This is a genomic window from Streptomyces sp. NPDC042336, from assembly GCF_055581985.1.
Genome location: NZ_JBVJEA010000023.1, coordinates 1 through 13,977 on the forward strand (window position 1 = coordinate 1; position 13,977 = coordinate 13,977).

Genomic DNA, 13,977 nt, shown 5'->3' on the forward strand with positions numbered 1-13,977 from the left:
ATTTCGAACCCGGAAGCTAAGCCTTACAGCGCCGATGGTACTGCAGGGGGGACCCTGTGGGAGAGTAGGACGCCGCCGAACAATTATTACGGGAATGCCCCGCACCGGGAACGGTGCGGGGCTTTCTGCGTTTACGGTGCCGAGGTCGATCACACCCTCAAGTCCTTAACCCACCAGCTTTGTCTCGTAGGCCAGGATGACGGCCTGGACACGGTCCCTCGACCCCGTCTTGGCCAGGATGCGGCCCACGTGCGTCTTCACCGTCGACTCGGCGAGGTGGAGGCGCTCGGCTATCTCCGTGTTGGTCCAGCCCTGGCCCATCACCCGCAGGATCTCGGTCTCGCGTTCGGTGAGTGCGCTCAGGCGCGGATCGGGTGATCCGGGCGCGTCGGCGGCTGCGGCGCCGACCGGCAGGTGGTGGACGTATGCGTCGAGCAGCCGGCGGGTCAGGCTCGGGGCGACCACCGCGTCGCCCGTGGCCACCGCACGGATGCCGGAGAGGAGTTCCTCCGGCTGGGCGTCCTTGACGAGGAAGCCGGAGGCGCCGGCGCGCAGGCCGGAGTAGGCGTACTCGTCCAGGTCGAAGGTGGTGAGGATGAGGACGCGGGTGCGGGCGCCGCCCGCGACGATGCGGCGGGTGGCCTCGATGCCGTCCAGGCCGGGCATGCGGACGTCCATGAGGACGACGTCGGGGCGGAGTTCGCCCGTCATCCGGGTCGCTTCGGCGCCGTTGGCCGCCTCGCCCACGACCGTCATGTCCTCCTGGCTCTCCAGAAGCATGCGGAAGCCGAAGCGCTGGAGTGGCTGGTCGTCGGCGATGAGGACGGTGGTCACTGCGGGGATTCCTCCGGTAGGTGCAGATGGACGCGCCAGCCGTGCTCGGGGGCCGGGCGTGGGCCGGCCTCAAGTGTGCCCCCGTACAGGGAGGTTCGCTCGCGCATCCCGGGCAGGCCGCGGCCGCCGGAGAGAGCGGGGAACGGTACCTGGGCGGCTCGGCCCGTGTCGGTGACGGTGAGGGTGACGGCACCGCCCGCCTCGTAGGACAGCTCGATGTGGGCCGTGGCGTCCGGGCCGGCGTGCTTGAGGGTGTTGGTGAGGGCTTCCTGGATGACGCGGTAGAGCGTGAGCTGGCGACCCTCGGGGAGCGCCGGCTCGCCCTTGATGCTGGTGCGGACGGGGAGACCGGCCCGGCGTACGCCGTCGAGGAGGCGGTCGAGGTCGGTGAGGGCGGGCTGCGGGGCCAGTTCGAGGGTCGGGCCGGTGCCGTCGTGGGTGTCGTCGCGCAGGACGTCCAGGAGGCGGCGTAGTTCGCCCAGGGCCTGGCGGCTGGTGGTGCCGATGGCGTCCAGGGCCTGGGCGGCCCGGTCGGGGGTCTTGGCGGCGGCGTACCGGCCGCCGTCCGCGAGGCCGGTGATGACGGAGAGGTTGTGACCGATGATGTCGTGCATCTCCCGGGCTATGCGCGCACGTTCGGCCGCGGCGGCGAGCCGGACCTGCTGGTCGCGTTCGGTCTCCAGGCGGCGGGCGCGGTCCTCCAGGGCGGCGGTGTAGTCGCGACGGGTGCGCACGGTGATGCCGATGAGGGCGGCCACGCCGATGGAGACGAGTTGTGAGCCCAGCTGTTGGTTCCAGGGGCCCGCGCTGTCTCCGTAGCGGGCGATCGTGACGCCGGCCGGGGCCAGCGTCAGGGGCACCGCCCACCATAGGTTGCGCAGCGGCGTGCGCAGGGCGATGTGGTGGACGAGCAGGAGCTGGAGGAGGGCGGCCTGGAGGGCGGCGCCGGACCAGGCGCTCACCAGTGCCGGAGGCAGAGTGGCGAGGAGGGCGGTTCCGGGGTGGCTGCGGCGCCAGAGGACGGGGACGGAGAGGGCGAGGCTGAGCACGAGGACGAGGCCGATGGGAACGTCGGGGTCGTGGGCGATGGTGCGCCAGCCGCCGCCGGTGGCGTCGATCAAGGCGGCCAGGACCCAGAAGCCCGTGAGATTGAGGTCCCACACGAGCGGATGGCGGTGGTCGAAGGACCGGATCCGCCGGTTGACGCGCTGGACGTACTCGGTGAGGGGTTCGGCGGCTCGGTCTTCCGGCACCGGCTTCACGGGCTCCATCCGACCATGGTCGGGCGTCGGGGCGCGACGGGCGTCCGCCCGGGGGCCGTATATGAGGTGAGGGGCGTAGTACCCGGGTATTACGGTGACCGGCATGAGTGCCTCGGTCCCCGGTGACTACGTGATTCGCTCCATACGCGCCGACGAGTGGCCCGCGGTGAAGGAGCTGCGGCTGCGGGCCCTGCGGGATCCGGTCGCGGACCTCGCGTACCTGGAGACGTACGACGACGCGGCCGCGCGGCCGGACTCCTTCTGGCGGGAGCGGGCGGCCAGGGGTGCCGAGGGGGCCTCCGGGGCCCAGCAGCTCGTTGCCGTGGGGCCCGGCGGGCTGTGGCTCGGCACGCTGACCGTGTTCGTGGAGGAGGCCGGGACGACGGACTGGGCCGGGTTCCCGGTGGAGCGGCGGCAGGGGCACGTCGTCGGGGTGTTCGTGCGGCCCGAGTGGCGGGGGAGCGGGCTGACCAAGGCGCTGTTCGACGCCGGTCTCGAGTGGGCCCGGGCGAACGGCCTGGAACGGATGCGGCTCATCGTGCATCCGGACAACGGGCGGGCGCAGGGCGCCTATCGCAAGGCCGGGTTCGTGCCGAGCGGGCGGACGGTGCCGCTGGTGGGCGGGCCCGGCGACCACGAGTTGGAGTACGTGCTCGAGCGCTGACCCGCCCCGCGCTCCGGTCAGACGGGCAGCTCGTCGTGGGGCCAGCGGGCGCGGCCCTGTTCCCGGGAGCGGAGCAGGGCCAGGGTCGGCATCCCGAGGTCCGAGCCGGCGGCCAGCAGCTCCGGGAGCTGGGGGAGCGGGGCCACGGCCGCGACGTCGTCCAGGACGAGCGTCATTGGTGGGTCGAGGCGACCGGAGGATGACCGTTCGGCCATGCGCCGGCCGCGCTCGACCACGCTGGAGACGAGCGCCGTCAGCAGCGGCATCGCGCCCGGGCTCGTGCGGGGGTCCTCAATGGATTCACCCACCACGTAAAGCGTGCCCTGTTCGTGGACGAAGGAATCCAAGGCGAGGGCATCACTTCGGTTGGGAGTGCACGCCTCGCGGATATTGACCGTGGAGAGTGCGGCCAGGGCCCGGGCGGTCAGCTGCTGGGCCATGTCCCGGCGCTCGGGGTGGGCGGTGAGGGACCCTTCGAGTTCTCCCGCGGAACCGGGGGCGGCCTTGGGATGGGTGCGCAGGATGCGGACGGCGTCCTGGACCTGGAGCCCCTGTGACCAGCGGTGCACGTGGCGTACGGTGCGGCCGTCGATGGCGGCGGCGTGGAGGTAGCTGCGCAGCAGCAGTTCCGCCGTGTCACCGACCGCCTGGTCGAGCCGGGCGGTGGGGCGGACCGGTGTGAGCAGGGCGGCGGCTCTGGCGGTGGCCGTCTCCCTGTCCTCGCAGCCCGCGGTGGGGGACCAGTGGAAGCGGGCGGGGGTGTCGCAGAGGTGGTTCGGGTCGTAGAGGTGGGTGGGGCCGAGTTTCGCGCGGGCGTCCTTGGTCTCCGACCAGAGGGCGGGGTTGGAGGTGATGACGAGGGCGGCGGCCTCCGCGTCGCGCAGGGCGGCGGTTGCGGTTTCGTGGCGGCTGTCCCGAGGGCCGTAGTGCACCGCGCCTTCGACGCGGTGGGTTTCCCACCCGCCCACCCGTTTGCCATTGGCTGCGGGCGCTGAAGGGTCGGCCTGCTGGGACGTGGCCAGGGGAGCGGGCGTGGCCGGCGTGGTGGGTGGGGCCTGTTGCGGGGTCCTCGGGGTGGGGACCTCGTGCACCGGTACGTCTTGGACCCGGGTCTCCTGGACCGGCGTCTCCTGCGCCGTCGGAGCCGGTGCCGGTGCCGGCTCCTCGCGGCGGCGCTGCCGTACGGCTCGCCATCGCGCCACCGTGCCCATCACGAACACCGTCAGCACCACCAGCACCATCAGCTGACCGATGAACAGCCCCCAGAACAGCCCGTATCCGGAGAGTGCCGTCTCGGGGGTGTCCGGCCAGGCGCCGGGGATGTCGTGAGGCTCGGCGATCAGGTGGCGCATGGCCTGCGGGGTGCCGGTGAAGCTGACGCCGTGCGGCCAGGAGCCGTGGGCGAACAGGGCGGACAGGCCGGTCGCCGTCCACACCAGCAGGGTCATGCCGAGGAGGAAGGCCAGCATGCCGATCAGCAGGCCGTCGGGAATGCCGCCCTGGGCCGGCCGCTGATCGCGGCGGTCGTCCGGTGTCATGCGTCCGGTGCCTCTCCGTTTCGCGTCCTACGCCACCGTCGATTCCGACGAGTCGCCGATGTGCTGCTCCATGAACGCCGCCGCCCTCTCCTCCGCCTCCAGCTCCGCGGCGCGCAGGGCGTCGTCGGTGACGTCGGTGGAGGACTCGGTCATCGCGCGGTCGGTGAAGACCAGGGGGCGTTCGGTCTCGGTGATCAGGTGTTTGACCACCTGGACGTTGCCGTTGACGTCCCACACCGCGATGCCGGGGGTGAGGGAGGGGATGATCTCCACCGCCCAGCGGGGCAGGCCGAGGACGCGTCCGGTGGCCCGTGCCTCGTCGGCCTTCTGGGCGTAGATGGTGCGGGTGGAGGCCATCTTGAGGATGGCCGCGGCCTCTCTGGCGGCCGCACCGTCGACGACGTCCGACAGGTGGTGCACCACCGCCACGAACGACAGACCCAGCCGGCGCCCGAACTTCAGCAGCCGCTGGAACAGCTGCGCCACGAACGGGCTGTTGATGATGTGCCAGGCCTCTTCGACCAGGAAGATGCGCTTCTTCCGGTCCGGCCGGATCCAGGTGTGCTCCAGCCACACGCCCACGATGGCCATGAGGATGGGCATCGCGATGGAGTTGCGGTCGATGTGGGAGAGGTCGAAGACGATGAGCGGGGCGTCGAGGTCGATGCCGACGGTCGTCGGACCGTCGAACATGCCGCGCAGGTCGCCGTCGACGAGCCGGTCCAGGACCAGCGCCACGTCGAGGCCCCAGGCCCGTACGTCGTCTATGGCGACGTTCATCGCCTCGGCCGACTCCGGCTCGGGGTGGCGGAGCCGCTCGACGATGTCCGTGAGGACCGGCTGGCGTTCGACGATCGTCTCGTTGACGTAGGCGTGCGCGACCTTGAGCGCGAAGCCGGAGCGCTCGTCCAGACCGTGCCCCATGGCGACCTCGATGATGGTCCGCAGCAGCGCCAGCTGGCCCGTCGTCGTGATCGCCGGGTCGAGCGGGTTGAGGCGGATGCCGTGGTCCAGGGCGGCCATCGGGTCGAGGCGGATGGGAGTTATGCCCAGCTCCTCGGCGATGAGGTTCCACTCGCCGACGCCGTCCTCGCCCTGGGCGTCCAGGACGACGACCTGGCGGTCGCGGAAGCGGAGCTGGCGCAGGACGTACGTCTTCTCCAGCGCCGACTTGCCGTTGCCCGACTCGCCGAGGACCAGCCAGTGCGGGGCCGGGAGCTGCTGGCCGTACAACTGGAAGGGGTCGTAGATGTAGCCCTTGCCGGAGTAGACCTCGCGGCCGATGATCACGCCGGAGTCGCCGAGGCCGGGGGCGGCCGTGGGCAGGTAGACGGCCTGGGCCTGGCCGGTGGACGTGCGGACGGGGAGGCGGGTCGTCTCCACCTTCCCGAAGAGGAAGGACGTGAAGGCGTCGGTGAGGACGGACAGCGGGTCCCGCATCAGGCTCAGCCCCTACCTTCGGATGCCGGTGGCGAACGGAAGAGTGTTCACGAAGGCGCGATGGTGCTCACGGTCGCACCACTCCAGTTTCAGGTACGACTTTCCGGCCGAGGCCCTTATCGTCCGCTTGTCGCGGGCCAGCGCCTCGGGGTTGCGGGAGGAGACGGTGATGTAGCCGACCAGGTTGACGCCGGCCGCGCCGCTGGCGAGGTCCTCGCCGCGCTGGTCGAGGCGGCCGTGGGCGGCGATGTCGCGGGGGTCCACGGTGCGGTTCATCTTGGCGGCCCGGGACGCCTCGGCGTCGTCGTTCGTCTTCTCGGTCAGCATGCGCTCGATGGCGACCTCGGTGGGTTCGAGGTCCATGGTGACGGCGACCGTGCGGATCACGTCCGGGGTGTGGACGAGGAGGGGTGCCAGGAAGTTGACGCCCACCGGGGTCATCGGCCACTCCTTGATCCACGCGGTGGCGTGGCACCAGGGGGCGCGGGTGGCGGACTCGCGGGTCTTGGCCTGGAGGTAGGTGGGCTCCATGGCGTCCAGCTCGGCCGGCCAGGCGTTGCGCTTGGTCATCGCCTGGATGTGGTCGATCGGGTGGTCCGGGTCGTACATGGCGTGGATCAGGGAGGCGAGGCGGCCCTGGCCCAGCGGCTGGCGTACGCGGATGTCGGCTTCCTGGAGGCGCGAGCAGATGTCGGTCAGCTCGCGCGCCATCACGACCGCGAGACCGGCGTCCCGGTCCAGCTTACGTCCGCTGTGGGGGCGGGCGGCGCGGGCCATGGTGTGCGCCTCGGCGGCCAGCTCGCGGTTGTAGTGCATGCAGGCGATCAGATAGGCGCGGTGCTGCTCGCTGCTGGTGGACACCATCGACTGCAACTGGTCGTACGACTGCCGCAGCCACGCCGGTGACCGGTCGTCGCCGCGCTGGGCGACGTCCTTGGCGTGCGCGTCCGGGTCGGCAGGGAGGGTGCGGGCGAGCATCTGGATGCGGGTGACGAAGCCGTCGCCGTTGGCCACGTGCTTGAGCAGGGTGCCGAAGCGGTCGACGAGGGCTTCCTGGTCCTCGGAGTCGCGCAGGCCGACGCCGGGCCCCTCGATCTCGATGGCGGCCGTCACCGTCTTGCGGTCGGCATGCAGCAGTACGGCGATCTCGTCGGGCCCGAAGGGCGCCGCCAGCCAGGAGATGCGGCCGATGCCGGGCGGCGGGCCGACCTCGATCTCCCGGCCGTCGAGCCTGGTACCGGCCTCGATGGCGCCGGAACGGTAGGTGGTGCCCCTGCGGAGCGTGCGCTTGTAGCTGCGGTTGATCTCGAACCAGCGGTAGAAGGTCCGGTGGTTGTACGGCACGTAGACCGCCGCCAGCGCGAGCATCGGGAAGCCGACGAGCAGCACGATGCGCAGGGACAGGACGGGGACGAGGAGCCCGCACATCATGCCGAGGAACGCGCCCGCGACGATCAGCGCGATCTCTCCGGTCTCGCGGTTGCGGCCGACGATCGCGTTCGGCCGGGCGCGGCCGATCAGATACGTACGGCGGGGCGTGACCGTATGGGACACGTGGGACTCGGTCGTCAACGCCCGTCACCTCCTGTGCTCTGGCTGTTACGAGTGTTGCGGGTGTTGCTTGCGTGGGGCGTGTTCACCGGGCTGCCCGAGCGCGGTGCGGGTGCGGCGGAGGGGACATTTCCGCTGCCGCCGTTCGAGGGGCGCGAGCTGTGCGCGGCGACTCCGCCGGAGGCGGGGTTCGAGGGGCGGGCCGCGGCGGACGAGGACTGTCCGCCGCCGCTGTCGCCGTTGTGGCGGGTGCTGTGGGTCCTGATGCCCTGGGCGACCAGGTTCGCCGGGGAGCTGATCACGGCGGCGGCCTTGCCCTCGGCGCCCTGCATGATGCGGTTGTTGCGGCCGTTGGCGATCTCGTCGCCGAAGCCGGGGACGAAGCGGTAGATCATCGCCGAGGCGAAGATCGCGAGCAGGATGATGGCGAGGCCGGACACGATCGCGGCCACGGAGTCGGGCCCGTCCTCCGTGGTCAGCGCGCCCGCGAGGCCCAGCACGATCACGATCACGGGCTTGACCATGATCACCGCGATCATGATGCCGGCCCAGCGGCGGACGTGGCCCCACAGGTTCTTGTCCACCAGGCCCGCGTAGACGACGACGCCGAGCAGGGCGCCGACGTAGAGCAGGACGGCGCGCAGGTACAGCTCCAGGTAGAGGACGCCCGCGGCGACGATCGACACGAACGACACCAGGATCAGCATGATCGGGCCGCCGCCGATGTCGTTGCCCTGTTTCAACGCCTGGGAGAACGTGCCGAAGAACGTGTCCGTCTGGTCGCCGGTGCCCTTGGCCAGGACATCGGTCACGGCGTCGGTGGCCGACACGACCGTGTACAGGATCAACGGCGTGAAGGCCGACGCCAGGACGGTGAGCCAGAGGAACCCGACCGCCTCGGAGAGCGCGGTGGTGAGCGGGACGCCGCGGACGGCACGCTTGGCCACCGCGAGCAGCCAGAGGACCAGGGTCAGGAAGGCGGACGCGGCGAAGACGACGGCGTACTGCTTGAGGAACGTGTCGTTCGTGAAGTCCACGTCGGCGGTGTTCTTCACAGCGTCGCTCAGCGTGTCGACGGTCCAGGCGGCGGCGTCGGCACAGCCCTTGGCGAGGGAGGAGAGGGGGTCGAGGGTGCTGGGGAGGGTGTCGGGGGTGCTTCCCCCACCACCCCCGGAGCCACCGCCTTCGCCTCGTTCGCAGTAGTCCTTGGCGGGGCCGACGATGAGATCGCAGTTGTCGTCCGCCGGGGTCGGCGACGGTGTGGGTGCGGCGGCGGCGCGCGTGGCGAGCAACACGAGCATGGTCTGTACGGCGGTCAAGGCAGCGGCGGCCTTGAGTACGCGGCGCTGGTCAGCGGGCATACGTGAACCCTCCGTACTCCTGGACGGCCTTGGACATCTCGTCGGCGCTGGAGGCCTTGTTGTCGCCCGGCACTGGCGCCGGGCCGTCCTTCTGTGAGAAGGACTCGACCTTCCAGTCGCTGTCCACCCAGCGCAGCTGCAGGGTCATGGTGAACCAGTCGCTGCTGACGGGGGTGGTGGTCTTCTCACCCGCTGTGCCGAACACACCCGTGCACCAGACGTCCACGGTCGTGCTCGTGTCGGAGTACCGCGTGGCCTTGGTCCCGATCGGCATGGTGCGCGAGACGTAGGTGTTGCCACCTGTGGCATTGCCGTTCTTGTCCAGGCCGATGGTGCTGAGGAACTTTTCGCTGTAGACCTTGTCGAACTTGTCGGCGAGAGCGGCCTGTTTGTCAGTCACGAAGACTTGCTGCACGATCTCGGCTCGTCGGGCCGGCTTGAGGATGTCGGCCGAGACGAGCGCCACCGCGTAGTTCGCCGCCGCGCTCTGTGCTCCCTGCTCGTCATGGGCGAAGCCCGACCGTACCGGGCGCGTCCCCGAAGGTGCCGTCGACGACGTCTTCGGCTTGTCCCCGTCGCCGCCCTCCGCGGATGCGGAATCGTCTCCTCCACGGTTCGCGAAGGCGATCGCCGCGATGAGGAGGACGACGACGCCGACCACGGTGACCAGGCTCCGCGAGGAGGAGCGGCCGCCGCGCCGGGGGCCGCCTTCCTCCTCCGGCAGCCGGAGCCGCGTCTGACCGGCGCCGCCGTAATCGCCGGACGAGTGGTGATCGTCTCCGAGACTCATGCCGCGTACGCCCCCTCGACGTCGGGTCGGCCGTGTACGTACGACGGTAGCCGTGCTGGTTCCCGCTCGGGCGCGGTGTTATGACTCGACATCAGGGAAACGCAACCTCAGCCGGTTGGCACGACGGGCGGGTGGGATGGAGGGGGAGGACGGTCGCTGTGCCGGGCTACACGGCCATCCCGTACACGATGGTGAAGAGCGTGCCGAGCGAGCCGATGATGAACACGCCCGTCAGCCCCGCGATGATCAGGCCCTTGCCCTGCTCCGCGCTGAAGGTGTCCCGGAGCGCGGTGGCACCGATGCGCTGCTTGGCGGCGCCCCAGATGGCGATGCCGAGGCAGAGCAGGATGGCGACGGCCATCACCACCTCGATCATCACCTTGGCCTCGTTGCCCAGGCTGCCGAAGGGGCCCCAGTCCGGAGCGATCCCCCCGATGATGGTGTTGATGTCTCCCTCGTCGGCCGCAAAGAGCATGTAAGTCACCGCCCCTGTTGGGTAGTTCCGCACCCTCTGCGGACATGCAGAGGTCAGGCCTCATTGTCGCCGACAATGGCACCGTCGCATGTCGACTTGGCGTCATTGATTGGCGGGTTTCGTACGAATAGCTTGCCACCGGTCCGCGCCGGGCCCTGGCCGGGTGGTGCGGACCGGTGTGCAAAAGAGTCGTATGGTCACTCTGTGTATCACGTGAGGTTACACCGGGCAATGACGCGGGGGCGCAACCTGTCGAGTGGTTGCGTCGTTGGACCCCTCTCGGGTGTTCGCGGCCGTGTCGGGCTGAGGCACAGTCAGGTGCGCTGCGACATGGCCGGGAAACGTCACTGAACGGTGCGCCCATGGGGGATGGTTGGACCATGCGCAAGATGTGGGTCGGTGCCGGTGTGGCGGTTGCCCTGGGGATGGGCTTCGTGATGCTGCTCGTCGTGGGGGTCTACCTCGTCGCGGGGAACCTGGCCGGCGGTGCGGGGGGCGGCGGTGCCAAGAAGCTCGCCAAGGGGAGCGTGCCCGCGGCGTACCAGCCGATCGTGCAGAAGTGGGGCAATCTCTGCCCCGCCATCAACCCCGCGCTGCTCGCCGCCCAGTTGTACCAGGAGAGCGGGTTCAATCCGCAGGCACGGAGCGCGGCGGCGGCGCAGGGGATAGCGCAGTTCATCCCCGGGACGTGGGCCACCCACGGCATCGACGGGGACGGGGACGGGGACCGGGACGTGTGGGACCCGGCGGACGCGATTCCGTCGGCGGCGTCGTACGACTGCTCCCTCGCCTCGTACGTGAAGGACGTGCCCGGCGATCCGACCGAGAACATGCTGGCCTCCTACAACGCGGGGGCCTATGCGGTGATCAAGTACCAGGGCGTGCCGCCGTACAAGGAGACGCAGAACTACGTCAAGGTGATCACGACCCTGGAGAAGAGCTTCGCCGCGCCCACCACCCGTGTCGATCCGTCGGAGCAGGCCGCCGGGGCCATCGCCTACGCGCAGAAGAAGCTCGGGACGCCGTATCTGTGGGGTGGGAACGGGACGGCCGATCAGGGCGGGCGGTTCGACTGTTCGGGGCTGACCAAGGCGGCGTACGAGAGCGTGGGGATCACGCTGCCGCGGGTCGCCAACGACCAGTACAACGCGGGGGCGCATCCCGCGCGGGACGAACTGCTGCCGGGGGACCTGGTGTTCTTCTCGGACGACCTCACCAACTCGCGGGCGATTCGGCACGTGGGCATCTACGTGGGCGGCGGGTACATGATCGACGCGCCGCGGACGGGAGCCGTGATCCGGTTCGACCCGATCGACACCCCCGACTATTTCGGGGCCACCCGGGTCACCGAGGATGGCGCGAAAGCGCTGCCCACCACGGTGTGAATGGGAGGGTGTGAACCCAGCGTGAAACCCTGCCCTGAGCTGCGGCGACGTGTCTCTCTTCGATAACGTCTGCGTGATCATTCAGTGGAGTGTGGAACGTATCAACGGGGGACGTGCGTTCCTGTTGACGTACAGCTGACCACGGGGGTGGCAGAAGAGGCGTGCGCTCGGTGCGCCGGAGGACATGACGAAGGGGCCGCAGCACCATGGCTGGACTCGCCGAATCCGGGTCGAACCCCGACGTCGAGCTGCTCTACGACATCAACGGCCTGGCCAAGGACGCGCCGCACTGGTTCGACCGGGTCATGGAGTTCGTCGGTGAGTACGGACTGCTGTTCGCGATCGTGCTGCTGGTGCTGTGGTGCTGGTGGGGTGTGCGGCGCCGGGGCGGCGAGGACGCGGCCTCGAACGTGGCCGCTCTGGTGTGGGCGCCGCTCGCGGCCGGGGTCGCGGTGCTGGTCAACGTGCCGATACGGGGATTCGTGGAGCGGCCCCGGCCCTTCAAGTCCCATGACGGGCTCGAAGTGCTCGTGGAGGGGAAGAACGACTTCTCCTTCGTGAGCGACCACGCCACGCTCTGCATGGCCCTGGCGGTCGGACTGTTCGTCGCCAACCGGAAGTTCGGGATCGCCGCGATTGTGCTGGCCCTGTTCGGCGGCTTCGCCCGGGTCTACATGGGCGTGCACTACCCGACGGACGTCGTCGGCGGCTTCGCCCTCGGTACGGCCGTCGCGCTGCTGCTGTCGCCGGTCGCCATGGCCCTGCTGACGCCGCTGACCCGGGCCGTCGAGCGCTCGCCCCGGGTGGGCTGGCTGATCAGCGCGCGAGGGCGGTCGGGTGCCGCCGGGCGCGGCGCCGTGATTCCGGGCGCGCGCAAGGAGAGTGCCTCCGAGGCGTCGGGCGAGCGTGATCTCGCCGCCTGACGCTCACAGTGCCTGCGGGAAGGTGAAGACGCGGTCCGGGTCGTACTGGTGCTTGAGACGCGCCAGGCGCGGGGCCGCGTCTTGGTAGTAGGCCTTCCGCCAGTCCTTCAGGGTCGGGTCCGTGTAGTTCTGGTAGGCGGCGCCCGAGGCGTACGGGCGCATCGCGCCGTGAGTGGTTTTCAGCCAGGACTGGGCTGCCGTACCGCTCGTGCCCGGCCGCCACGAGACGATGTACTGGGCCAGCGTCCGGGAGCGCCGGTGCACGAACGCGGTGGCCGTCGGGGAGACGCGGTTCACCGCCCCGCCGAGCGCCGTGAAGGCGATGCTGCCGGCGCCGCCGCGCACCGGGGTCAGGTGGGAGAGCAGGGCCTTGATCCCGGCCTGAGGGATGGGGCGGTCGAAGAAGTCCGAGCGGGCCGCGTAGGTCTCGCGGCCGAGTGAGCCCTCCGGCGAGCGGCCGGGCGCGGAGCCCGGGAGGTGGCAGCGGGCGTCGGTCGGAAACGATGAGCAGCCCGCGTACATCTCCATCGACTCCTCGTACGTACGGCGCTTGAGGGAGACGTGGCTCGCGGGCGAGCCGACGCGGTCGGCGAGACGGTCCACGGCGTTCTGGAGCCCGCTGTAGGTGCCGAGGGAGAAGGCGGCGACCGAGACGGTGGGGGTGCGGCCGGGGGCGGTGGCGAGGTGGAGGGAGGACCAGATCTCGTCGGGCTGGTCCGGGCCCCACTCCTGCCAGGCACGGAGGACCGCGGCCGCCTTTCGCCAGGGCCAGGTCAGGTACGCCGACACCGCCCGGGGTGCCGGGTGGGTGCGGAAGCGGAACTCCGTGACGATGCCGAAGTTGCCGTTGCCCGCGCCGCGCAGGGCCCAGAAGAGGTCCTTGTGCTCGCCTGCCGCGTCGGCGGTGATCTCCTTGCCGTCCGCCGTGATCAGGGTGGCCCGGGTGAGGCTGTCGCAGGTCAGCCCGTATGCGCGGGAGACGACGCCGTGGCCGCCGCCGAGGGTGAGGCCGGAGATGCCGACGGTGGGGCAGGAACCGGCCGGGACGGTCACGCCCTTCCTGGCCAGGGCGCGGTAGACGTCGATCAGCTTGGCGCCGGCGCCGACGACCGCCTCGCCGGAGGAGGCCCGGACGCGGTTCAGCTCCGAGACGTCGATGATCAGGCGGCCGTCGCCCGAGGACCAGCCGGCGTAGGAGTGGCCGCCGTTGCGGATCGCCACGGGGATGTGGTGGGCGCGGGCGTAGGAGAGGGCGGTGCGGATGTCGTCGGGGTGGGCGGCGTAGGCGACGGCGGCGGGCTTCAGGGTGTCGAAGCGGGTGTTGTAGAGCTGATGGGCCGTCTTCCAGGTGCCGTCGCCGGGGCGGATCAGCCGGCCGTCCAGGGACTTGGCGAGGGCGGTCCAGGTGGCGGGGGTGGGGGTTCTGGAGGTGGGGGTGCGAGCGGCGCTGTGGCCGACTGTGGTGGTGGCTCCGGTGGCTCCGGTGGCTTTGGAGTCGGTGCCTGAGGACTGGTCCTCGCCCGTGCAGGCGGTGGTGGTGGCCGCCAGGGCGGCGGCAGTGGTGGTGGTGAGGAATGTGCGCCGGTGCATGTCGCCTCCGCGTCCCGTGGGGGGTCGTGGAGTCAGACGGGGGTGTGGGGGTGCGGGTTCCCGGGACGGGACGGGTGCGGGTGTGTACCGGTGCACAGGTGTACGGGGCCGAGGCCGGCCGGGGTGGGCGCAGCTACGTGGCGGTGTGGGACTGGGCGTCGGTT

General features: G+C 70.6%; 12 protein-coding genes and 1 rRNA gene. 4 read left to right on the top strand and 9 right to left on the bottom strand.

Features of this window, described 5'->3' with window-relative positions; translation table 11 throughout:
* Nucleotides 1-81 (top strand): 5S ribosomal RNA (gene rrf, locus ACZ6IM_RS33485); the annotation flags it as partial.
* 84 nt (nt 82-165) lie between these two features.
* On the opposite strand, the gene ACZ6IM_RS33490 is transcribed toward rrf, so the two are convergent.
* Both ACZ6IM_RS33490 and ACZ6IM_RS33495 read right to left on the bottom strand, forming a co-directional pair.
* Entirely contained in the window at nt 166-834 is a 669-nt protein-coding gene (locus ACZ6IM_RS33490) for a response regulator (protein WP_052842990.1), read from the bottom strand.
* Entirely contained in the window at nt 831-2,105 is a 1,275-nt protein-coding gene (locus ACZ6IM_RS33495) for a sensor histidine kinase (RefSeq protein WP_469561827.1), read from the bottom strand. The genes ACZ6IM_RS33490 and ACZ6IM_RS33495 overlap by 4 nt, the downstream gene beginning before the upstream one ends.
* A gap of 94 nt (nt 2,106-2,199) precedes the next feature.
* On the opposite strand from ACZ6IM_RS33495, the gene ACZ6IM_RS33500 reads away from it, so the two are divergent.
* Nucleotides 2,200-2,760, top strand: coding sequence for a GNAT family N-acetyltransferase (locus tag ACZ6IM_RS33500; RefSeq protein ID WP_469561830.1), 561 nt, complete (start codon nt 2,200-2,202; stop codon nt 2,758-2,760).
* A gap of 17 nt (nt 2,761-2,777) precedes the next feature.
* Here the strand turns inward: ACZ6IM_RS33500 and ACZ6IM_RS33505 are convergent, their stop codons facing one another.
* From ACZ6IM_RS33505 to ACZ6IM_RS33530, 6 genes are all read right to left on the bottom strand, one after another.
* Nucleotides 2,778-4,298, bottom strand: coding sequence for a type IV secretory system conjugative DNA transfer family protein (locus ACZ6IM_RS33505; protein ID WP_469561833.1), 1,521 nt, complete (start codon nt 4,296-4,298; stop codon nt 2,778-2,780).
* Between the two features lie 27 nt (nt 4,299-4,325).
* The gene (locus ACZ6IM_RS33510) at nt 4,326-5,738 is read right to left on the bottom strand and encodes an ATP-binding protein (protein ID WP_052842987.1); all 1,413 of its coding nucleotides are present in this window, start codon (nt 5,736-5,738) and stop codon (nt 4,326-4,328) included.
* A 12-nt stretch (nt 5,739-5,750) separates the two neighbouring features.
* Nucleotides 5,751-7,310, bottom strand: coding sequence for an SCO6880 family protein (locus ACZ6IM_RS33515; RefSeq protein WP_052842986.1), 1,560 nt, complete (start codon nt 7,308-7,310; stop codon nt 5,751-5,753).
* Complete coding sequence (locus ACZ6IM_RS33520) at nt 7,307-8,650, bottom strand: energy-coupling factor transporter transmembrane component T family protein (RefSeq protein WP_469561837.1); 1,344 nt, start codon at nt 8,648-8,650, stop codon at nt 7,307-7,309. The genes ACZ6IM_RS33515 and ACZ6IM_RS33520 overlap by 4 nt, the downstream gene beginning before the upstream one ends.
* Nucleotides 8,640-9,440 carry a DUF8175 domain-containg protein gene (locus ACZ6IM_RS33525; protein WP_469561840.1) on the bottom strand — a complete coding sequence of 267 codons (801 nt, stop codon included), beginning with the start codon at nt 9,438-9,440 and terminating at the stop codon, nt 8,640-8,642. Before ACZ6IM_RS33525 ends, ACZ6IM_RS33520 begins: the two co-directional genes overlap by 11 nt.
* Nucleotides 9,441-9,606: 166 nt before the next feature.
* Nucleotides 9,607-9,915, bottom strand: a complete 309-nt coding sequence (locus ACZ6IM_RS33530) for a hypothetical protein (protein WP_019526682.1) — start codon at nt 9,913-9,915, stop codon at nt 9,607-9,609.
* Nucleotides 9,916-10,277: 362 nt separating this feature from the next.
* On the opposite strand from ACZ6IM_RS33530, the gene ACZ6IM_RS33535 reads away from it, so the two are divergent.
* Together ACZ6IM_RS33535 and ACZ6IM_RS33540 are read left to right on the top strand one after the other, a co-directional pair.
* Complete coding sequence (locus tag ACZ6IM_RS33535; RefSeq protein ID WP_469561844.1) at nt 10,278-11,300, top strand: C40 family peptidase; 1,023 nt, start codon at nt 10,278-10,280, stop codon at nt 11,298-11,300.
* Nucleotides 11,301-11,506: 206 nt separating this feature from the next.
* Nucleotides 11,507-12,223, top strand: coding sequence for a phosphatase PAP2 family protein (locus tag ACZ6IM_RS33540; protein WP_052842983.1), 717 nt, complete (start codon nt 11,507-11,509; stop codon nt 12,221-12,223).
* Between the two features lie 3 nt (nt 12,224-12,226).
* Here ACZ6IM_RS33540 and ACZ6IM_RS33545 read toward each other — a convergent pair whose 3' ends face one another.
* Nucleotides 12,227-13,813, bottom strand: coding sequence for an FAD-binding oxidoreductase (locus tag ACZ6IM_RS33545; protein ID WP_469561847.1), 1,587 nt, complete (start codon nt 13,811-13,813; stop codon nt 12,227-12,229).
* Between the last annotated feature and the right edge of the window lie 164 nt (nt 13,814-13,977).

Coding starts and splice junctions, on each gene's coding strand:
- ACZ6IM_RS33495 (WP_469561827.1), bottom strand. CDS start 2,105: ATGGAGCCCGTGAAGCCGGTGCCGGAAGACCGAGCCGCCGAACCCCTC.
- ACZ6IM_RS33500 (WP_469561830.1), top strand. CDS start 2,200: ATGAGTGCCTCGGTCCCCGGTGACTACGTGATTCGCTCCATACGCGCC.
- ACZ6IM_RS33505 (WP_469561833.1), bottom strand. CDS start 4,298: ATGACACCGGACGACCGCCGCGATCAGCGGCCGGCCCAGGGCGGCATT.
- ACZ6IM_RS33510 (WP_052842987.1), bottom strand. CDS start 5,738: ATGCGGGACCCGCTGTCCGTCCTCACCGACGCCTTCACGTCCTTCCTC.
- ACZ6IM_RS33520 (WP_469561837.1), bottom strand. CDS start 8,650: ATGCCCGCTGACCAGCGCCGCGTACTCAAGGCCGCCGCTGCCTTGACC.
- ACZ6IM_RS33525 (WP_469561840.1), bottom strand. CDS start 9,440: ATGAGTCTCGGAGACGATCACCACTCGTCCGGCGATTACGGCGGCGCC.
- ACZ6IM_RS33530 (WP_019526682.1), bottom strand. CDS start 9,915: ATGCTCTTTGCGGCCGACGAGGGAGACATCAACACCATCATCGGGGGG.
- ACZ6IM_RS33535 (WP_469561844.1), top strand. CDS start 10,278: ATGGGGGATGGTTGGACCATGCGCAAGATGTGGGTCGGTGCCGGTGTG.
- ACZ6IM_RS33540 (WP_052842983.1), top strand. CDS start 11,507: ATGGCTGGACTCGCCGAATCCGGGTCGAACCCCGACGTCGAGCTGCTC.
- ACZ6IM_RS33545 (WP_469561847.1), bottom strand. CDS start 13,813: ATGCACCGGCGCACATTCCTCACCACCACCACTGCCGCCGCCCTGGCG.